Origin of the sequence: Sphingomonas jeddahensis (assembly GCF_001981525.1) — a bacterium.
Taxonomy (GTDB): domain Bacteria; phylum Pseudomonadota; class Alphaproteobacteria; order Sphingomonadales; family Sphingomonadaceae; genus Sphingomonas; species Sphingomonas jeddahensis.
Genome location: NZ_MPSB01000011.1, coordinates 1 through 19,964, shown reverse-complemented (window position 1 = coordinate 19,964; position 19,964 = coordinate 1). Strand labels below are relative to the sequence as shown.

Sequence of the window (19,964 nt, the reverse complement as noted above, 5' to 3'; positions counted from 1 at the left end):
GAGAAGAAGCAGCGGGATCCCGGATCAACTCCTGGATGACGCGGGTCAGTACCCTGCGTAATCGCTGAAGCGCGTCACCGACGGATCAAACTTCATCGTTACCTTGCCGGTCGCGCCGTGGCGCTGCTTCGCGATGATGAGCTCGGCTAGGCCGAACACGCGCTCCATGTCGCTGGCCCATTGCGCATGATCTTCGAAGATCTTGGCCGCGTCCCCTTCGGTCGGCCGCTTGGGCTCCTTGGCGGCGACGTAATAATCTTCGCGAAACACGAACCAGACCATGTCGGCGTCCTGCTCGATCGAGCCCGATTCACGCAGATCCGACAGCTGCGGTCGCTTGTCTTCGCGCTGTTCGACGGCACGACTGAGCTGTGAGAGCGCCAGCACCGGCACGTGGAGGTCCTTCGCCAATGTTTTCAGACCGCGGCTGATCTCGGAGATTTCCTGCACGCGGTTCGCCTCACTAGACTTGCCACCGCCGCTCAGCAGCTGGAGGTAGTCCACGATAACCAGGCCGATCTCATTGTTGTGCCGGCGCTGCAGGCGCCGTACGCGGGTGTGCAGCGCGCCGATCGAAAGGCCGCCGGTGTCGTCGATGAACAGCGGCAGGTTCTCGAGGTCAGCCGCCGCCGCGGCGAGCTGATGGAACTCGGCGCGGCTGATGTCGCCACGGCGCAGCTTTTCCGAGGTGATCCGGGATTGTTCCGCCAGCACGCGCGTGGCGAGCTGGTCCGCAGACATTTCGAGGCTGAAAAACGCCACTTTCGCGCCGATCGATTCGCTGGGCGCGATACCGGCCTTCATATCCATCATCCAGCGCTGCGCCGCGTTGAATGCGATGTTGGTGGCGAGCGACGTCTTGCCCATGCCGGGACGACCGGCGAGGATCATCAAGTCCGACCGATGCATGCCGCCGATCCGGGCATTCACCGTGTCGAAGCCGGTGGTGATTCCTGATACCTTGCCGCCAGAATTGAGCGCGGTCTCCGCCATTTTCAGTGCAGTCTTGGTCGCCTGCGCGAAGCTCTTGATCGCATTGTCCGTCGTGCCCTCGGCCGCGACCTTGAACAGCTCCTCTTCCGCCAGCTCGATCTGCGCACGCGGATTGACCTCCTCCGAGGTGTCCATGGCCCGGTCAACCAGCGTGCGGCCGACCGTCACCAGCGCGCGGAGCATGGCAAGATCGTAGATCTGCTGCGCAAACTGGCGCGCGCCGATCAGGCCGGCACCCGAGCCGGTGAGCTGCGCTAAATACGCCGGTCCGCCCAGCTCACGCATCCCCTCGTCGGCCTCGAACATCGGGCGAAGGGTAACCGGAGTGGCGAGCATGTCGTTCGATCGCAACGTTTTGATCGCCGCGAAGACTCGACCATGAACGGGTTCGTAGAAGTGCGCCGGCTCGATCAGGTCGACGACATCGTCAGCGAGGCGATTGTCGATCATCATCGCGCCCAGCAGCGCGGCCTCCGCCTCGACGTTGCGGGGCAGCTGAACGGGTTCGGCCGGGGCCGGTTGCGGAAAAGCCAGTGTTGCCATCAGGCGGCGGCTTGTATCGCCGATCGGGCGCTGCGTGAACCAGCTCGGGCTGTGGAACACGAGAATTGTCGCCGCGACCTTTGACCTCTATCGCGATCCGATGGCCGATCCGCGGATCATTGATGTTGAGTTGGACGAGCGCACCATCCTGTGGCGCTCGGCTGATATCGAGCAGGAGCGGCGGATCGCGATATTTGACCTGATCGAGGGCAATTACTTCGCCCCGCAGAAGCAGCATGCGGACGGCTATGCCGGGCCGTATAAGCTGGCGCTGTCGGTGGAGGAAGGCCGGCTGGCGATGCAGATCAAGCGCGAGGACGGCACCCCGCTGGAGCTGCACATCCTCGGCATGGGCCGCTTTCGTCGCCCGATCCGTGATTATTTTGCGATATGCGACAGTTATTTTCAGGCGATCCGACAATCGACGCCACAGCAGATCGAGACGGTCGACATGGCACGGCGCGGCATCCATAATGAGGCGGCCGAGCTGCTGATGGAGCGGCTGAAGGGCAAGATCGAGCTCGATTTCGACACGGCGCGCCGGCTGTTCACGCTCATCTGCGTCCTGCATATCAAAGGTTGAGCGTTTGTCCGGGTTTAGGCGTTTCCTGCTGGTGGTTGCCGTACTCGCCATTCTGGCGGCGTTCGGTTGGCGCTATGCGATGCAATGGCGGCCAGCGGTGGAGACGTTCGCCGTTCAGGGCGTCGATGTGGACGAAACCGATGGCGCCATCGAGTGGAAGGTCGTCGCGGGCGGGGGCGCCGACTTTGCCTATGCGGCAGCGACTCATGGCAGGCAGCGCGATCGGCTGTTCGAGGAGAATTGGCAGGGCATGGCGGCAGCCGGGCTTCGCCGTGGCGCGGTGCATATATGGTCGCTTTGCGCGGATGGCGTGGAACAGGCCAACGCCTTCAACACCATGGTGCCGCGCGATCTTTCGGCCCTGCCGGCAGCGATCGATTTCGACTTTGCGGAAGGATGCGCCACCCGCCCCGAGCGCGACGCGCTGATCGACGAAGTGAAACGAGCCGCGACGATCGTCGAGGCGCATACCGGCAAGCCGGTGCTGCTGCGCGTGTCACGCCAGTTCGAGAAGAATTACGACCTGTCGAGCGCCCTGCGCCGCCCGATATGGGCCATAGGTAATTTCCTGCGGCCAGATTATGCCGCGCGCCCGTGGCGGATGTGGCGGGCGAGCGACATACGGCGGATCGACGGGATCGAAGGGCCGGTGAACTGGAACGTGGCAGCATCATGAGCGACGAAGCGCAACGATTGATCGATCTGGCCCGCAAGGCGGCCGCGCATGCGCATGCGCCCTATTCAAGGTTTGGCGTCGGCGCGGCGGTGCTGCTGACGGACGGTTCGGTGGTGAGCGGGGCCAATTTCGAGAATGCGAGTTACGGCCTGTCATTGTGTGCGGAGACGGTGGCGATCGCCACGCTCAGCGCGCAGGGACGGCTTTCCGAGGTGGTTGCGATCGGAGTCGTCGGCGGGATGATCCGCAATGGCGCGATCTCTGGCATGGACGTGGTTCGGCCGTGCGGGCGCTGCCGGCAGGTGATCAACGAAGCGGCGCAGATCGGCGGACGCGACGTGCGGGTGCATTGCGCCGGGGCCGAGGGCGATGCGGTGAACAGCTATCTGCTGTCGCAATTGCTGCCGGATGCTTTCGGGCCGGCTGATCTTGGGATCAGCGGCTGATTTACTCACGCGAAGACGCGAAGACGCGAAGAAGATTTGTTCGCGCGGAGGCGCAGAGAACGCAGAGGTGTTGCGTTCAAGGCGATGTACCGAAAGATTGCGAACGGGATTTCCAGCAAAGACGAATGCTCCGCATCCGTTATCACGGACTTGATGCGGGATCCCGCTGTCTTTTCGACAGGCGTAAGGCTGGACCCCGGCCCGAGGCCGGGGTGACGGTCAGACAAACGCAACACCTCCGCGTCCTCCGCGCCTCTGCGCGAACAAACCCCTTCCTTCTTCGCGCCTTGGCGTGAATCAGATCACTCCAAGGCGTTGGCGCTCGCATCCCCCAGATCGTTGCCACCATCCACGTTCAGGATCGTCCCGGTCACATACTTCGCCGCCGGGCTCGACAGCCATAGGGCCGCCTCCGCTACGTCCGCCTTGGTCCCATAGTCCCGCAGCGCCAGCCGCCCCTTGATCTGCGCCTCGCGCGCCGGATCGCCGCCAAGCCGCTTCATTCCCTCGGTATCGCCGATCGGCCCCGGCGAGATCGCGTTCACGCGGACACCCGCCGGCCCCCATTCCAGCGCAAGGCATTTCGTGACCATGTTCACCCCGGCCTTCGCCGCGCAGGCGTGAATCTGGAACGCGGACGGATGCACCGCCTGTCCCGCCGTAATCGCGATCAGCGACGCACCGGGCTTCGCCAGATGATCGAAGCTCGCGCGGAAGACGTTGAAGGTGCCGAGCAGGTCGATATCGATCACCGTCTTGAAGGCATTGGCGGACAGCTTGGCCGCCGGTGCGAGAAAGTTGCCCGCCGCCCCGGAAACCAGGACGTCGATCGGACCGAACTTGCCGGTCGCCTCCGCATAGGCAGCCTCCAGCCCGGCATAGTCGCGCACATCACAGGCAATACCGATCGCCTCCGCTCCGCTTTCCCGGATCCCCGCAGCGGCGGCCTCGATCTTGTCGGCGCTGCGGCTCAACACCGTTACCTTAGCGCCGGCGCGTGCGAAGCTGTGCGCTATCTCCAGGTTGATTCCGCTCGATGCGCCCGCGACGAAAACGTGCTTGCCCGCATAGTCTCCGCTCATGCCCCTCCCTTTCTCGCCATAACTATAGTTACGGTGCACGGGATGGCGTGATACGTGGCCGAGCGCAAGGGCCGGCCTTGTCGGCGACGCACGCGACGGCTAGCGATCCGCATCGGGAGCAGGAGCGCAGATGCAGTCGAACATGCCGGCAGCCCTGTCATGGGAGAATGTCGATGCGCTGGCGGCCGAGGTGGTCGCGATCGGCGCGCGCGTCGATCTGCCCTATGTCGCGGCGCAGAGCGACCTAGGTGACCCAGCGCCGATGGCCGATCGAGATGGCTGCGCCTATGCCGAACGCATGCCGTGGGTGAAGGCTACACCCGATTATTGGCGCAACCGCAGCCTGGCGCTGCGATCGAGCTTCCTGCACGCGGCGCGGATCTTTGCCGAGCCGATCTGGTATGCCAATGGCCGGCTCGGATCGTGGCGCGCTACCCAGCTCCTCGACGCGATCGATTGTTCGAGCGTGACGCAGGAGTTCGGCTTCACCGCCGCGTTGATCGCGCCCGTTCATCTCGCCGGCGGCCAAGTCGGCACGGTCTTGTGGGTGGCGACCAAGCCTGTCGATATGGCGGCGATTTTTGCCGCTCATGCCGAGCCCATGTTCGCGCTCGCCTTCCGCTTTTTAGCCGCGCATAGCGAGCTGACGCTGCGCCGCGCGCGCACCCCGCCGGGGCAACTATCCGCCCGCGAAGCGCAATGCGTGCGCTGGGCAGCGGCCGGCAAGACCAATGCGGAAATTGGGACAATTCTGTCGCTGTCGGTGTCCACCGTCCGTTTCCACCTGCGCAATGCGGCGGAGAAGCTGGGCGCAACAACAAGGGCGCGGATGATTCAGATCGCGACGGGACATGGTTTTCTGGGTCCTCACGCCTGATCCGCGCTCTGGTAGATCCCGATCCAGCGCAGTGACCTGACAACAGCGTCAGGTGCAAGGGCGTCCTTCCCCGCGCACGATGCAAGACATGGAGAGCCTGAACAGCGCCGACGCGCGCGCCTTTCGTGAAGAGGTGCGCACCTTTTTCGCCGAGAAGCTGACGCCCGAACTTCGCCGCGGCGCGCGCCGGGGGACGAGCGTGTTCCTTCACCCCGACATCGCCGACGCGTGGCAGCGGATCCTGCATCAGCAAGGCTGGGCGGCGCCCGACTGGCCCGTCGAGTATGGCGGCACCGGCTGGGACGAGATCCAACGCTATATTTGGGCGGAGGAATATGCCCGCGCCCACGCGCCGGGGCTGTCGCCGATGGGGCTGAAGATGGTGGCACCCGTCATCATGCATTACGGCTCGCCGGAGCAGAAAGCGACGCTGCTGCCACGCATCCTGTCCGCCGACGATCGCTGGTGCCAGGGTTATTCGGAGCCTGGTTCGGGTTCCGACCTCGCCTCGCTCAAGCTGCGCGCGGTGCGCGAGCCTGCCCTCGCGGAGGCGGGCGGTGAGGATTATGTGCTCAACGGCTCCAAGATCTGGACCACCCATGCGCATTTCGCCAACCGGATGTTCTGCCTGGTACGGACCAACAGCGAAGGGCGGCCGCAAACCGGCATCACCTTCCTGCTGCTGGAGATGAACACGCCCGGCATCACCGTGTCGCCAATCCATACGCTGGCGGGGGAGCATGAGTTCAACCAGGTGTTCTTTGACGACGTTCGCGTGCCGGTAAGCGGCCGGCTGGGGGCGGAGAATGACGGCTGGACGGTGGCCAAGCACCTGCTGACATTCGAACGTTCGGGCCGCTATGCGCCGGGGCTCGGCGCCTATCTCGACATGGTCCGCGAGGCGGCCGAATCCACCGGCTGGCTTGCTCACGAAGGCAATCGCGAGCGGCTGGCGCGCGAGGCAATCGCGGTGGACGCACTGCGGGCGATCGAACTCGCGGTGTTGGAGGGCGGCGGTCCAAGCGATGCGGTGCGGCCGTCGATGCTAAAGGTTCTCGGAACGGAGACGTCGCAACGCATCGACCTGCTCGCGCTGGAGGTTGCGGCCGAATGGGACGGGTCGCTGGACAATGCGCCCGACGCGATCGCGATTGCCATGCCGAAGTATCTGAACAATCGCGCGGCCAGCATCTATGCGGGTTCAAACGAGATCCAGCGTGATCTGATCGCGCGCGTGGTGGTGGATCAGGCGGCGTAGGTTGCGGCCGGAAGATTAGAGCGACTGTAGGGACGCTTCGGCGGCAGCTCCTCTCCTCTATCCGGGGTCACCCTGAATTCGTTTCAGGTCCGCCTGTCCCCGGGCGAAGCCGCTGCCTGTGGCGCGGGTAATGCTGAACCGAGCTCAGCATGACGGCAGGCCTGAGTCACCGGTTAGTCCGCGGAGCCTCAGTCCGCTGCGGGTTCCCGGAAGAACCGATCAACGATGTCGCTAGCCAATCGCGCCGGGCGCAGCGTTTTGGCGTCCACGCAGCACCAGCTGGATCGCACTTCAGCCACCACCTCCTCGCCGCGCCTCATGATCGTCTCGTAGAACGCGCGTGCGCCCTGGACCTTCTCGAGCAGGACGGTGGCGATCACGTCGTCACCCAGGAACGTCGGGCGCCGATAGGTGATCTCATGCTTGAGCGCGACCCATAGATGCCGTGCGACCGCATCAGCCGGCGCGAGAGAGCGCCAGTGGTCGACAACGGCGTCCTGCACCCACTTCAGATAGCTCGCATTGTTGACGTGCCCCATGAAGTCGATGTCTGTCGATTCGATCGGGACATGATAACGGTGGAGAGCTGCAGTTTTCACACTCGCGCCCATAGCATAATCGTGAGCTTTTGCCACGGGCGTTCCCGTTCTCGCCGGGAGGTTTGCGTGTAGGTCGAGCCGCCGCGTTAACCGATGTTCTCAATCCCCACCCAAGACCACCGCCAATACGTCGCGTTCATCCTTGGCTACGCAGCATACCGGCGCAGATGCGCCCTTGCGGTACCGTCGCCCTGTGCCAGCATCCGTGCCCGACGGAAGTAGCCGCCCAGCCGAAGCTCGGCGGTTAACCCCATAGCGCCGTGGATTTGAACCGCGCCTTCGCCCACCAGGCGTGCTGCGTCGTCGCACACCACACGCGCGGCGGAAACCGAGCGCTCGCGTGCCGGGTCTTCATCGGCCTCCAGCGATACGATCGCGGCGCCGGTGATCGCCTCTGCCTGCTCGAGGATCATCGCCATGTCGGCCATGCGGTGGCGCAGCGCCTGGAAACTGGCGATGGCCACACCAAACTGCTTGCGCTCCTTGGAAAACAGCGCCGCATCGCGCAGCATCCTTCGGCATAGGCCGACGATCTCGGCGCAGTGCAGCGTCGTCAGCGCATCTTCCGCCCATCGGCGCTCACGCTCGCCCCTTGCGCGCGTGAGCGCCGCGGCGGACCCGTCTGCGCGGGGACCACCATCACCCCTCCCGCCCAGTCGGGTCGCGACCCAATGTTCCGCCCACGGCAGCACCACATTCGCGCGGCCGAAAGCAGCCGCAACCACCGCCGCGTCGCGAAGATCGGTGCCGAGCCCTTCCTCCGACGCCGGAACGCCGAGCGCATCGAGGCCCGTTTGCTGAACAGCCGACGCCCAATCGGTGCCGCCGCCGACCAGCGCCGCATCCAGCGTCTCGGCCAGCATCCGCTGTTCGTCGGTGCGTGCGAAGCTCGTCAATTCACTCTCCGTTCGTGACCGGCCCAAAAGGGTTCGCGCAAGGCTCGCCGCAGGATCTTGCCCGAGGGGTTGCGCGGCAGCGCCTCAATAAATTCAACGCTCTTGGGGCATTTGAACCCGGCGATCCGCTCGCGGGCGTGCGTGATGATCGCCGCTTGGTCGGCCGTCGCGCCGGGCTTCAGGACGACCATCGCCTTCACCGCCTCGCCCCATTTCGGGTCGGGCACGCCGATCACCGCCACGTCTGCGACGGCGGGATGGCCATAGATCGCGCTTTCCACCTCGGCGGGATAGACGTTCTCCGCACCGGTGATGATCATGTCTTTGATGCGATCCTGGATGTAGAGATAGCCTTCCTCGTCCAGAATCCCCGCATCGCCGGTGCGGAGCCAGCCGTCCCCGATCAGCGCCTTCGCGCTTTCCTCGGCCTTGTTCCAATAGCCGCGCGTGTTGTTGGGGCTGCGGATCGCGACTTCACCGATCTCGCCGGGTGGCAGCTCGTTACCGTCCTCGCCCAGGATCTTGAGCTCGACTCCGGGCAGCGCCTTGCCGGCCGCGGTCATCTTGTGCTCGCGACCGGGCAAATGATCCTCGGGCGGCAGCGCGACGATCGAGCCCCAGGTCTCCGTCATGCCATAAACCTGCACGAAGCCGCAGCCGATCCGCTCGACCGCTTGCTGGAGCAAGGGCAGCGGGATTGGGCTGGCACCATAGGACAGGGTCTCGATCGAGGAGAAATCAGTTGTCGCCGCCTTGGGATGCTGGAGCATCAGGTCGATCGCCGCCGGCACCAGGAACAGCCGCCGCACGCGATGCGCGGCGATCGCGTCCATCACCGCGCCCGCCTCATATTCGGCGTGGATAATCAGCTCCTGCCCGCTGTTCACGGCACCAAGCGCCACCCCCACCCCGCCGATATGGCCGTACGGCATGGCGATGATCGTGGTGTCGCCGGGATCGGCGAGCAACCACGCGACCCGCCCGTCGATCTGCTTTTGCCGCTGACGGATGCCATTGGCATGGCTCAGCATCACCCCCTTGGGCGCCCCGGTGGTGCCCGAGGTGTAGAGCTGGAGCACCACATCGTCCTCGGTGACGGACACCGGCGGCGGCGCATCGCTCTGCGCGTCGCGCCAACGTGGGAAGCTGTCGTCCATGACAATCACCTGATCCACCGCGAAGTCGCGCGCGAAGGCCGGCTCCACGAACAGCACCCCCGCGCCCGAATCCGCAAGGATGCCGTCCACCTCGGCCGGGGCGAGACGCCAGATCACCGGCACCAGCACCATGCCCGCGCGCGCCGAACCAAGCGCCAGCTCCACCGCCCAGTCGCTGTTCTTGCCGACATACGCGACGCGATCGCCCTTGTTCAGCCCCATGGCGATGAGGCCGTTTGCGATCTGCGAAGCATGACGATCAAAGGTCCCGTAATCGGTGACGCGATCGTCAAAGCGCATCGCGACCTGTTCCGGCCGTTCCGCCGCATGCCGGGCAAGTGCTTCACCAAAGGTGGGCGGCAATTGGGTCATGCCCTCTCCTGCTCCTCTCTCTTCGCTCAGAACCGGAACGCCGCGGTCGCGCCATAGGTGCGGACCTGGCCGGGGAAGCGAACCACGATGTTGGCGTTGCTCGCCACGGCGTTCCAGTAATATTCGTCGAACAGGTTGCGCGCCCAGACGTTGAGCGCCCAGCTTTCATCCGCCGCCTTCACGCCGAAACCGGCGTTCACCACCGTGTAGGGCTTGATGTCGTACAGCGGATTATATTCGAAGATCGTCGTCTGACGCGATTGCCAGCGGACATTCGCGTTCGCCGTGAAGCTCAGCGCGTCGCTGACCGGCTGGTCGAACAGAGCCGTGCCGGAGAGCGTCCATTCCGGGCTATAGATGAAGCGCGCGCCGTCGAAATCCTGCGGGCGGCCGGCGGCGTTGGTGCCGACATAGCCGTTGATCCGCGTCTTCAGCCACAGCGCATTGGCGATTAGCGTCAGCGGGCGGACCGGACGAACAGTCAGCTCGCCCTCAATACCATAAGCCTCGGACTTCGGAATGTTGTCGAGCCGCGCCAGCGCCGTGTAGATGGGATCGGCGAAGTACGCGCTGATCTGCTTGTCCTTGTAATCATAATAGAAGCCGGCGAGGTTCAGCTGCACCTTGCGGTCGAGCAGCCCGAGCTTGGCGCCGATTTCATAGGCGGTGAGCTGCTCCTGCCGCGCCGGCAGATTTTGAGCCGCATTGCTCGCCGCATTGATCGGCGAGGTGCCCGACTTGTACCCGCGCGAGATCGAGGCGTAGATCAGTGTCGTCGCGTTGGGCGTGACGTCGAGCGAGCCGCGCCAGGCGAAGTTGTTCTCGTCCAGCCGGGAATTGACAACGCCAAAGCTGTTGGTCGCCGGATTGAAAGTGTTGCAATCATTGCGGCCGATCGGCGTAGCCAGCGGCCCCGTTGGATTAAACAGGCGCTGATAGAGGCCGCGGTTGAATAGATTGATATTCACCTGCATGCTGCCGTTGAAATCGCGCGAGCAGCCCGTGAACTTCTGCAGATCCTCGGTGTAACGCGCGCCGAGCGTCAGCTTGATGAGATCGGAAAAGGCATAATCGCCGTTGACGAAGACACTCCACGTCGTGGTGTCGAACGCGCCTTCATCGCGATAGGTACGGAACGTGGTCGCCGCATCCGCAAGCGTATAGCCAAAGGTGTTGATCGGCGTGTTGATCAACTGCGAAGTCGCGAAACGCAGCAGCGCCGAATTGGCATTCTCGCCGAGCAAGGTGCGATTGGTGTCGCGGATCTTGTCCTTGGCGTAATAGGCGCCCACCAGCCAGTTGAGCCCCGGCCCATCCCCTTCGACCCGCAGTTCCTGCGCGAAGCTTTCGATATGCCCGTCCGCTTCCTGGATCAGCACCTCGTTCGGAATACCCGACCAGTCGAACGTCGCCTTACGATCATATTCGTTATAACCGGTCAGCGACACGGCCCGGACATTCTCAGCCAGATCGAGCTGGACCCGTGCCTTCAGGCCGAGGAAGTAATTATCCTCCGCCAGCGGGTCCTTCAGCCCAGCGCCTCGCCCGATGTCGGACGAGCGGCGGGCATAAGGCGCCCAATCCGCCTGGCTGCCGCTGGTCGGGCGATTGGCGGCGATATAGGCGGCCGCGCCCGGCGCGTTGAAGTTGCTGGCCGCTCCACCGCCGCCCGGCGTCGTCGCCGGCGTGAAGCCGATTGCCTGACCGACCACCGTATCGGACTTGTTGACCCAATAAGTCGCCGAGAGGTCAATCTCGAACGGCCCTGGTTGAAGCGCCAGCGAGCCGCGAATACCGTAGCGCTTCACCTCCCCGAGCCGCTCGCCGCGGCTGTTGCTCACCTGCCAACCCTTGTTGCTGAGATCGACACGATAGCCGACACGCGCCTGAATGCCCTCCGCGATCGGGCCGGTAACATAGCCGCCAACGTTGAACGTCTCGTAATTGCCGACGTCCACCGTCATCGCGCCCGACGCGTCTTCGCTCGGCTTGCCGGTGACGAAGTTGATCAGGCCCGCGGTGGTGTTGCGGCCGTAGAGCGTGCCCTGAGGCCCCTTGAGCACCTCGACCCGCTCGATATCGATCAGCGGGCCGGTGTTCATGATCGGATAGGCGTAGGCGACTTCATCGACATAGGTACCGACGGTCGATTGCGCGGACAGGTTGATCGAGTTGAAACCGATACCGCGCAGCGTGTAGGTCGGCACGCCCTGGTAGCTTTGCGCCACGGTGAAGCTCGGCACCACCGCCGCGAGATCGCGCACGTTCTGCACGCGAAGTTCCTGCAGCGTCTCCGACTCCAGCGCCTGCACCGAGATGCCGACCCGGTTGATCGATTCCGCGCGGCGCTGCGCAGTGACGACGATGTCGCCGATCGCAGTGTCGCTAGGGCGCTGCTGCGTCGGCTCGCCTGCCGCGACTTCGGCGACTGGTTCCGCGGGCGTCACCTCCTGCGCCTGAACGACGCTCGCCATCGCCACGGCCATCAAGCTGGCGCCCACGCGCAGCCCTACTATTGCGCGACCCTTTCCGGTCATTGATCCCCTCCCCAATCCAGTTCAGCACCCTGTTCTCGGGCGTCTTGATCCATGTTCCTGTACCAGCGCCGCATCATGCGGCGCCTGACACCTCTGTCAGGTCGTCGCGGCGGTTGGCGCACGCGGTGGATTCTCACCGAGCAACCGCGCCTGTGCCGCCGGCGAGCGCCATGCGAAATCCCCCGGCAGGCCCAACCTGCGCGCCGCCTGACAGGCGGGCGAATTGCGATCTCGCACCGTGTCGGCAAGCCGCCCCGCAATGCGCAGCATCAGCCGGTCGGCAGCGGACAGGTCGAACTCGGCGCCTAGCTCCAGCCGCTGCCGCACCGCATCCGGCAGCAGCGACACGGCGGCGCGGGCGAGCGCGCGGTGCAGGAACTTCGGCACCGCCGGTGCTGCCTTGCCGGATTGGATGATGTCGAGGAACTCGCGGTTGATCGGATGGGCCTCGAAGCGCGGTGACAGCCGGTCGAGCATCGCGAAGAAGTCGCCGTCACTGGTGAGCGGATGCTCCACGCCATAGAGCCGTGTGACTGCCTCGCTGTCGCGGTAATAAGCCGTACGCTCCGCCGGCGACATCGGCCGCACAAAGCGGTGATAGGCCTCAAGGAAGCCATAGCCGGCAGTGGCGCTCACCCAATCGAGCAGTTCGGGATCGAGCGCGCGGTACGCCTCGCCCCTCGGCGTCTCACCTACCACCTTGCGATGCATGCGATTGACGCCGCCGATGATCCGCCGCGCCGCGCTCGCCGGGCCGAACACGCCAGCCATCGCCGCGATGCCGGTGCGCTTGGAGCGGCCGATCGGATCGACCTTATAGGTCGAATGATCCCACACCCCCGACCGGATCCGCGCGTCGGCGAACTCCAGCAGCACCGCTGCAACGCCGCCGATCGCGATCGCCACGGGATTCTTGAACACGCGCCATTGCGGTGACGTCGGCGGCACGAGCGATGCTTCGCCGATCGGGCGAAGATAGTCGATCTGGTAACCCGTATAGTCGGTGGCCATGGCGGCACTCCAATACCGATCGTTCGATAGTATTTCATGTAGATCGGCTGGGGCTGTCGCGCAAGCACGCATCGTCTATGGCCGCGCGGTGACGGAGAAAGCAGACACCAGACCACGTGCGGCGCGCGGCCCCTACCGGAACAGCGCTGAGACTCGGGCGCGGCTGATCGATGCGGCGCTGGTGCTATTCGGCACCAACGGCTTCGAGGCGACCAGCACGCGCGACATCGCGCGCAAGACCGGCGTGGGGCTGCCAGCGATCACCTATCATTTCGGCAGCAAGGAAGGGCTGTACCGCGCCTGCGCCGAACATGTCGTCGAGCGCTATCGCGCGCAGATGCAGGCCGGCGTGGAGGCGATCCAGGCCGATATGCCGCGCGATCGGGAGGCGGCGCGGGCGGCGTTGCGGCACGTGGTAGCGATGCTCGCGACCATGTTGCTCGATACCGCCGACGACGACGGCTGGATGACGTTCATGATGCGGGAGATGAACGGCGCCGGGCTGGCGCACGATTTGATGTATCGCGACCTATGGGAGCCGGGCCTGGCGCTCGTCGCGGCGCTGGTCGCGGCAGTGCAGGCGCGCGCCGCGCCAGTGGATGAGGACAAGCTGGAGGCGCTGCTGCTGCTCTCCAGCTTCTCGGCCTTCAGCACCGCACGTCAGGTCTCGCTCGATTTCGGCGGCTGGCCGCGGGTGGACAGCGCCTTGGTGGCCGCCATCGTCGCCCGGCTGGAGGCGCGGATCGACGCGTTGTAGAACAGCGAGTCACCACGCCGTCATCCCGGCCTTGAGCCGGGATCCATGGCGCCGCGAGCGCTGCGCCCGAGTGACTGACGGCAGCGCCCGCGGAAGGTTGGATCCCGGCTCAAGGCCGGGATGACGGTTTCGGCTCGCGGCTATTCCTTCCCCGAGCCCGGCTCCGCCATGCCGCGGTGCATTTCCGCCAACGTCGATTGCGGCATCACGCCCGAACCCAGCACCTGCAGCTTGTTCGACAGCCCCGAGACGATGTGCCCCTTGCCCGCGATCAGCGCTTCCCAGCCGTCCTGCGCCACCTTGGCGGGATCGGCCTTCTTGTCGCTCTGCCCCACAGACGTATCCAGCATGTCCGCCCGCGCGAAGAATTCGGTATCGGTCGGCCCGGGCATCAGCGTGGTCAGCGTCACGCCCTCGACATCCTTCAGCTCGTTGCGCAGCGCCTCGGTAAAATTGTCGATGAACGCCTTGGTGGCATTGTAGATCGCGTTGAAGCTGCCGGGGATGTAGCCAGCAATCGAACCGGTCACCAGCACCTTGCCCGATCCGCGCGCCACCATGTCGCGCAGCACATTTTGCAGCAAATAGACGGTGCCGGTGACGTTGGTGTCCACCGAATGGCGCCAATCCTCCACGGAAATATCCAGGAACGGCCCGCCCTTGCTGATCCCGGCATTGGCGCAGACCAGATCGATGCGCCGCCCGCCCGCGGCGGCGAGCATCCGGTCAACGCCTTCGATCGAGGACAGGTCCGCCTCCACCGATTGAACGTCGGTGCCGAACTGCTTGATATCCTTCGCCGCCGCCTCGATCAGCGGCTCGTCCGCGACGACGATCAGGTCATAGCCCTCGCGCGCCGCGATGCTCGCGAGTTCGAAGCCTATGCCGGTCGACGCGCCGGTAACAATGGCAAGTTTGTCAGCCATGATGTCTCTCCTTCAGACGTCGATCTCGACGCGTTCAAGACCGGGCTTGAGCACCACTTTGGTCACTTCGTTCTGCTTGTCATGGAACATGCGATAGCCGTCCGGCGCATTCTCCAGCGGCAGCGTGTGGCTGATCAGGAAGGTCGTATCGATCTTCTCCTCCATGATCGCGTTGAGCAGCCCCGGCATGTAATGCTGGACGTGCGTCTGCCCGGTCTTCAACGTCAGGCCCTTCTGCATGAAGGCGCCGAGCGGGAATTTGTCCACGAACCCGCCATAGACTGCGGGCATCGACACGCGCCCGCCCTTGCGGCACGCCAGAATCGCCTGGCGGATCGAATGCGGCCGATCGGTGCCCAGGAAGGTGGACGCTTTGATCTGGTCGATCACATTGTCGATGAAGAAGCCGTGCGCCTCCAGTCCGACGGAATCGATGCACGCGTCGGGTCCGATCCCGCCGGTCATCTCCATCAGCGCTTCATAGGTGGAGGTTTCCTCGAAGTTGATCGTCTCGGCGCCAAACTTCTTTGCCAATTCCAGCCGGCGCGGAAAGTGATCGATCGCGATCACGCGCTCGGCGCCCATCAGGAACGCCGATTGCACCGCGAACAGGCCCACCGGCCCGCAGCCCCACACCGCCACCGTATCACCCGGCTCGATCTGGGCATTCTCCGCCGCCATCCAGCCGGTGGGGAGGATGTCGGACAGGAACAGCACTTTCTCGTCCGGCACCCCGTCTGGCACCACAATCGGGCCGACGTCGCTGAACGGCACGCGGACATATTCCGCCTGCCCGCCCGAATAGCCGCCGGTCATGTGGCTATAGCCGAACAGCCCAGACATCGGCTGGCCGTAGAGCGACATGGCGATATCCTGATTGTCCGCCGGCAGGCCATTGTCGCACGCCGAATATTGATGCTTGCCGCAATGATAGCAGCTGCCGCACGAGATGGTGAACGGCACCACCACGCGCTGTCCCTTCTTCAGCGTCGACTTGGATCCGATCTCGACCACCTCGCCCATGAATTCATGGCCAAGGATGTCGCCCGACTGCATCGTCGGGATGTACCCATCATACAAGTGAAGGTCCGACCCGCAGATCGCGGTGGACGTGATCTTGATGATCGCATCGCGTGGGTTGAGGATCTCGGGGTCGTCGACCGTGTCCACGCGCACGTCATGCTTGCCGTGCCAAGCCAGTGCTCGCATCAGTTCTTCCCCTCGTCCAGAAGGCGCTGGTTGCGCGCGCCGGTGGCGACTTCGCCGGTTTCCATCAGCTGCTTGAAGCGGCGCAGGTCGCGCCGCGCCTGAATGGCGGGTTCGCGCTGGAACATCTTGGCGATGATCTTGCCGATCACGCCAGCGGGCGGATCGTAGAGGATGGTCGCGGAAACGATTGTGCCGCGGCCGCCCTGCGCGTCTCGAAACTCGATCCGGCCGCTGTTGGGCACGTCTGCGCCTTCCTCGGAGGCCCAGGCGATATACTCGCCCTCGCGCTCGTCGGTAACGACGGCCGTCCATTCCACGGTACGTTCACCCGGCGCCTTCACCGTCCAGTGCGTGCGACGATCGTCGAGCCGTTCGATCCGCTCGACATTGTCCATGAAGGTCGGCAGGTTGGTGAAATCGCGCCAATAGGCATACAGCTCGGCGCGTGGGCGCTTGATCGTCACGGTACGGCCGATCAGCGTGTCGGCGTCGCCGTCCTCGGGAGTGCCAAGTTTCCCGGCGATTGCGTCCGCGGCCGCGGATCGATGTTTCGATGTGGTGAGCGGCGCATCGTCTGCGCGCGCGGGGTCGATCGTGTCGGCCATCCCATCCTCCTGATGAATGGTCCGCTCAACGAAGTGAAATCGGCGCCCGTTCCGTAGCGGGCGCTGAAACCGGCAACTAATACGGCACATCGATGCCGATCAGTTCAGCGCCGATAGGGTCGTGGCCCCCGGCAGACGACCGATTGTTCAGCCGCCTCGCGCCCTGCTTTTGCTACGCTCTTGAAGATTTCCGCATATCATCGGCGAGAGATTGCCACGATCTTCTATCTTCTCCCGCTTTCTAGCTGAGCAGGCCAGCAATCAACGATGCTCTCTGACGACGTCAGGGCGTTGCGTCCCGATGTCCTCTCGCCCGCTAAACGCACGAGCGGTAAATGAGTGCATTCAGCGACGCGGCGGCTCCTTCGCCCGCGTAGCAACAATGCTGGCCATCATCGCCTCATACTGACCGACCGTGAAGCCAGCGCCGAAGAAGGCGCGCAGCTCACTGGTCGGAACTTGAAAGCTGTGGTGCCATGCAAGCACGGCCATCCGCCGCAGTGCCTCCAGCCGTTCATCAGCAAGGCGCGGATTGTTCTGGCGAAGGATCGCACGAAGCGCCGTCGACATGCGACCAGGCGCACGCAAGGACGACAACGTATCACGGCGCGCCAGCGCCACGACCGCCCATTCAAGCGCACCGAGCCGCGAGCCAGCGGCCTTGTCGATGTCCTCAGCGGTTTCGATCAGCGCTGGCGCAGCAGGCGCCGAAGGGAAGGCGGACGAAGGCCCACCGTCGATGGTGTCGAATGCTATATAAGCCATGCTGCGTCCCCTTTCCGTCCACAGGCCAGCGGCGACCAAGCGCCACCACTGCGGCGGCCACGTCCCATCATCATCAAACGGTGAACCACACGGGGCCCTGGCCCTGCATGGAAGCGATAAGTCACTGCGCCGGCGCTTGGAGGGCCGCGATCACGTCTTGTGTACCGACCGGTATATTGACCACTCAGAGGGTCGTCAACAGCTTTTAGTACCAACCGGTATGTTTCGGCTGCGACGTGTGTTCAGCCCAGCCACAAAGGGGCGCCTCGCTGATTGCGCACCCCTGCCCACCATCCCGCTAGTGCGTCCCGCCACTGGCGCATCGCCCCGCGCCGACCGAACCGCGCCCAGGCGAGCAGGAAGGACGAGCCGACCGCCACCGGAAGGCGGGCCGGCGTGGTATCGCGGATGACGTGCAGCTTGTTACGCTCGTCAAGATAGATCGGCAGCCGCGGCCGGCGGTGGACCGCGCTGGCCGAGCCGGTCGTTCCACCCTGTCCATGGCAGATCCGCGCATCCGGCGTAAAGCCGAGCCGCATCCCCTTTGCCCGCGCCCGCAGGCACCATTCGATCTCCTCGGCATAGAGGAAATAATCATCGCGCATCGGCCCCGCCGCGTTCACAAAGGAGCGACCGACCAACATGCACGCGCCCAGCAGATAGTCGAGCCGACGCTCAACCGCCTGCGCATCCACCGGCGCCTCAAGCGATGCGCCAAGGCCAATCGAGGTAGCGCGCGCCATCCAGCCATGCCACCGCCCGCCATAGGCCTGAACGCGCCCGTCCGGATGGTACAGGATGCCGCCCACCGCATCGCACCCCCCGCGCATCAGCCGGTCGAGCAGCGCGGCCAAGGTGTCGGGCTCAACCTGCGTGTCGGGATTGAGCACCCACCAAGCCCGCGCGTCGGGCCGCGCGGCCATTCCGGCGTTAACTCCGCCGGCATAGCCAAGGTTCGCTGTCTGTGGGAGGATCGAAACCGGCTGCCCACCCGCCAGGCACGCCGGCACCGTTGCGCACAAGGCCTGACGTGCAGCGGGCCCACCATTCTCACAGAGCACTACCTCGAAATCTCGGTAGGTCGAGTGAGCCAAAGCATCGAGGCAGCGCACGATCAGCGCGGGATCGCGGAACGAGACGATGCAAACCGCGATCGGCGTCATGCCCGTGCGCCCACCAGCCGCATCAGCCCATCGGCGAACCGCCACAACCTCAGCCGCGCCAGAGTTGCTGCGCCAAGCGCCCGCTCGCGATGGCCGGCGAGCGCCGGGCTGACAAGGATGCGGGGCAAATGCGCCAGGATCGACGCGGGCATGGCGGCGCTTGCCACAAGCCAGCGCAGCCGGCCGCCGCGGCGCATCAGGGCATTGGCGAATAATTCGGCATGAAGCCGACGCCACTTGCGCATCAGCGATGGCCAATCCGCCCGCGCCGGGTGGCCGACTACCGCCGCCTGCTGATAAGCCAGTCGAAAGCCCAGCGCCCGGGCGCGCAGGCACCAGTCGCGATCCTCGGAAACACCGACGCGAAATGGCCCCGTCGCATCATAGACATCGCGGCGGCAGAACAGATTGGCGGTTACGGAAAATCCCTCCTGCTCGATGTAGCGCCGGTTGTTGAAGGCGAACACCGTTTCGAAAGCCTCGGCGCCGCTCTTCATGCCGGCCCGCTCGCACAAGACCGTTATCCTGCCGCCAACCATGTCTTGCCGCACGAGTGCGGAAAGGCCGGCAGCGAGCCAGGTCGGATCGGGCACACAATCCGCATCGGTGAAGGCGAGCAAGCCGCCACTAGCCGCCGCTGCCGCCGCGTTGCGCGCCGGCCCCGCCCCTTTCTCGAGTGCGAAGACCAGCCGTGCACGCCCGGCAATCACAGCGCGCACGGCCCCTTCGCCGGCCGGGCTCATGTTGTCGGCGACAATGATTTCGTAGCGGTCCCGCGTCACCGTCTGCTTCGACAGCGCTGCCAGGCAGCGATCAAGCCGCGCAAGATCGTCGTAGTGCGGGATGATGACACTGATCTCGACCATCGCCGTCACGCCGCTTCAGCCAGGCCGCACCAGCCACGCAGCCGCGCGCTCGTGGGGCTAAAGACGATTGCGGGATCGGCCCTGACCAACTCGCAAAGCCCGGCCAAATCCATCTCCCACCAGCGGCTCTGCTCCAGCATGGCCTGAACATCGGGCGGGAACCGTTCGCGCAGCACTCGCGCCGGATTTCCGGCGACCACGGCGTATCGGGGTACGTCCCGCGTGACGATTGCGCCCGCACCGATGATGGCGCCACGACCGATCCGCCGGCATCCGGGCAGGATCACCGCATGATGGCCGATCCACACATCATCCTCGATCACTTGCGGATCGTCATAATGCAGGTCTTCATCCACCACACCGAACTGCCGTTCATATAGTGCGGGATGAGTGGTGATCGCGCCGACTGGATGGTTGACGGGGGCCGAATAGACTGTCTTCGCGATCGAGCAGTAACGCCCGACGACGAGCGGCCCCGGCATTCGCCAGGGATCGAAACAGCCATAGCTGTAGAGCCCGACGTCGATCCGATACTTTTCGCGAAACCAGCGACGCAGCGCCAGATTGCGGAACGGATCACGCTGCCACCGCCACACCCGTATCTTCTCGACGGCCCGCCCCGCCAAGCCCCGCATAGCCAGCC

General features: G+C 64.8%; 20 protein-coding genes. 6 read left to right on the top strand and 14 right to left on the bottom strand.

Going from position 1 to position 19,964, the window contains the following annotated elements:
- Positions 1-45 precede the first annotated feature (45 nt).
- The gene (locus SPHI_RS11465) at positions 46-1,536 is read right to left on the bottom strand and encodes a replicative DNA helicase (RefSeq protein WP_076745100.1); all 1,491 of its coding nucleotides are present in this window, start codon (positions 1,534-1,536) and stop codon (positions 46-48) included.
- Between the two features lie 100 nt (positions 1,537-1,636).
- Here SPHI_RS11465 and SPHI_RS11460 point away from each other — a divergent pair, with 100 nt between their 5' ends.
- Genes SPHI_RS11460 through SPHI_RS11450 form a run of 3 tightly spaced genes read left to right on the top strand, consistent with a single transcriptional unit; the run spans position 1,637 to position 3,241 of the window.
- Positions 1,637-2,119 carry a UPF0262 family protein gene (locus SPHI_RS11460; RefSeq protein ID WP_076745181.1) on the top strand — a complete coding sequence of 161 codons (483 nt, stop codon included), beginning with the start codon at positions 1,637-1,639 and terminating at the stop codon, positions 2,117-2,119.
- Positions 2,120-2,123: 4 nt separating this feature from the next.
- Positions 2,124-2,795: a GH25 family lysozyme gene (locus tag SPHI_RS11455; protein WP_144036196.1), complete on the top strand. Its 672-nt coding sequence runs from the start codon at positions 2,124-2,126 to the stop codon at positions 2,793-2,795.
- Complete coding sequence (locus tag SPHI_RS11450; RefSeq protein ID WP_076745099.1) at positions 2,792-3,241, top strand: cytidine deaminase; 450 nt, start codon at positions 2,792-2,794, stop codon at positions 3,239-3,241. Before SPHI_RS11455 ends, SPHI_RS11450 begins: the two co-directional genes overlap by 4 nt.
- Before the next feature lie 302 nt (positions 3,242-3,543).
- Here the strand turns inward: SPHI_RS11450 and SPHI_RS11445 are convergent, their stop codons facing one another.
- A complete protein-coding gene (locus tag SPHI_RS11445) occupies positions 3,544-4,323 on the bottom strand; it encodes an SDR family oxidoreductase (protein WP_076745098.1) in 780 nt (259 codons plus the stop codon).
- A 130-nt stretch (positions 4,324-4,453) separates the two neighbouring features.
- Between SPHI_RS11445 and SPHI_RS11440 the strand changes: the two genes are divergently transcribed.
- Together SPHI_RS11440 and SPHI_RS11435 are read left to right on the top strand one after the other, a co-directional pair.
- Complete coding sequence (locus tag SPHI_RS11440; protein ID WP_076745097.1) at positions 4,454-5,200, top strand: helix-turn-helix transcriptional regulator; 747 nt, start codon at positions 4,454-4,456, stop codon at positions 5,198-5,200.
- Between the two features lie 88 nt (positions 5,201-5,288).
- Positions 5,289-6,458: an acyl-CoA dehydrogenase family protein gene (locus SPHI_RS11435; protein ID WP_076745096.1), complete on the top strand. Its 1,170-nt coding sequence runs from the start codon at positions 5,289-5,291 to the stop codon at positions 6,456-6,458.
- Between the two features lie 188 nt (positions 6,459-6,646).
- Here the strand turns inward: SPHI_RS11435 and SPHI_RS11430 are convergent, their stop codons facing one another.
- The 5 genes from SPHI_RS11430 to SPHI_RS11410 form a co-directional block, all read right to left on the bottom strand.
- A complete protein-coding gene (locus tag SPHI_RS11430) occupies positions 6,647-7,069 on the bottom strand; it encodes an acyl-CoA thioesterase (protein WP_076745095.1) in 423 nt (140 codons plus the stop codon).
- 134 nt (positions 7,070-7,203) lie between these two features.
- Complete coding sequence (locus tag SPHI_RS11425) at positions 7,204-7,920, bottom strand: acyl-CoA dehydrogenase family protein (protein WP_144036195.1); 717 nt, start codon at positions 7,918-7,920, stop codon at positions 7,204-7,206.
- Between the two features lie 29 nt (positions 7,921-7,949).
- Positions 7,950-9,482 (bottom strand): long-chain-fatty-acid--CoA ligase, encoded by a 1,533-nt coding sequence (locus tag SPHI_RS11420; protein ID WP_076745093.1) that lies wholly within the window; start codon positions 9,480-9,482, stop codon positions 7,950-7,952.
- A 26-nt stretch (positions 9,483-9,508) separates the two neighbouring features.
- The gene (locus SPHI_RS11415; RefSeq protein WP_076745092.1) at positions 9,509-12,019 is read right to left on the bottom strand and encodes a TonB-dependent receptor; all 2,511 of its coding nucleotides are present in this window, start codon (positions 12,017-12,019) and stop codon (positions 9,509-9,511) included.
- A 96-nt stretch (positions 12,020-12,115) separates the two neighbouring features.
- Complete coding sequence (locus SPHI_RS11410; protein WP_076745091.1) at positions 12,116-13,030, bottom strand: oxygenase MpaB family protein; 915 nt, start codon at positions 13,028-13,030, stop codon at positions 12,116-12,118.
- Here SPHI_RS11410 and SPHI_RS11405 point away from each other — a divergent pair.
- Positions 13,029-13,787 (top strand): CerR family C-terminal domain-containing protein, encoded by a 759-nt coding sequence (locus SPHI_RS11405; protein WP_144036194.1) that lies wholly within the window; start codon positions 13,029-13,031, stop codon positions 13,785-13,787. The two genes, SPHI_RS11410 and SPHI_RS11405, sit on opposite strands and share 2 nt — an antisense overlap.
- A gap of 140 nt (positions 13,788-13,927) precedes the next feature.
- Here SPHI_RS11405 and SPHI_RS11400 read toward each other — a convergent pair whose 3' ends face one another.
- The 7 genes from SPHI_RS11400 to SPHI_RS15525 all read right to left on the bottom strand — a co-directional run.
- Positions 13,928-14,713, bottom strand: a complete 786-nt coding sequence (locus SPHI_RS11400) for an SDR family NAD(P)-dependent oxidoreductase (protein ID WP_076745089.1) — start codon at positions 14,711-14,713, stop codon at positions 13,928-13,930.
- Positions 14,714-14,725: 12 nt separating this feature from the next.
- A complete protein-coding gene (locus SPHI_RS11395) occupies positions 14,726-15,922 on the bottom strand; it encodes a zinc-dependent alcohol dehydrogenase (RefSeq protein ID WP_076745088.1) in 1,197 nt (398 codons plus the stop codon).
- Positions 15,922-16,527, bottom strand: coding sequence for an SRPBCC family protein (locus SPHI_RS11390; RefSeq protein WP_076745087.1), 606 nt, complete (start codon positions 16,525-16,527; stop codon positions 15,922-15,924). Before SPHI_RS11390 ends, SPHI_RS11395 begins: the two co-directional genes overlap by 1 nt.
- Positions 16,528-16,872: 345 nt before the next feature.
- Positions 16,873-17,292, bottom strand: coding sequence for a hypothetical protein (locus SPHI_RS11385; protein ID WP_076745086.1), 420 nt, complete (start codon positions 17,290-17,292; stop codon positions 16,873-16,875).
- A gap of 242 nt (positions 17,293-17,534) precedes the next feature.
- Positions 17,535-18,455 carry a glycosyltransferase family 2 protein gene (locus SPHI_RS11380; protein ID WP_076745085.1) on the bottom strand — a complete coding sequence of 307 codons (921 nt, stop codon included), beginning with the start codon at positions 18,453-18,455 and terminating at the stop codon, positions 17,535-17,537.
- Positions 18,452-19,321, bottom strand: coding sequence for a glycosyltransferase family 2 protein (locus SPHI_RS11375; RefSeq protein ID WP_076745084.1), 870 nt, complete (start codon positions 19,319-19,321; stop codon positions 18,452-18,454). The genes SPHI_RS11380 and SPHI_RS11375 overlap by 4 nt, the downstream gene beginning before the upstream one ends.
- Positions 19,322-19,326: 5 nt before the next feature.
- On the bottom strand, positions 19,327-19,964 hold a 638-nt coding region (locus SPHI_RS15525), incomplete at its 5' end, for a CatB-related O-acetyltransferase (RefSeq protein ID WP_144036193.1).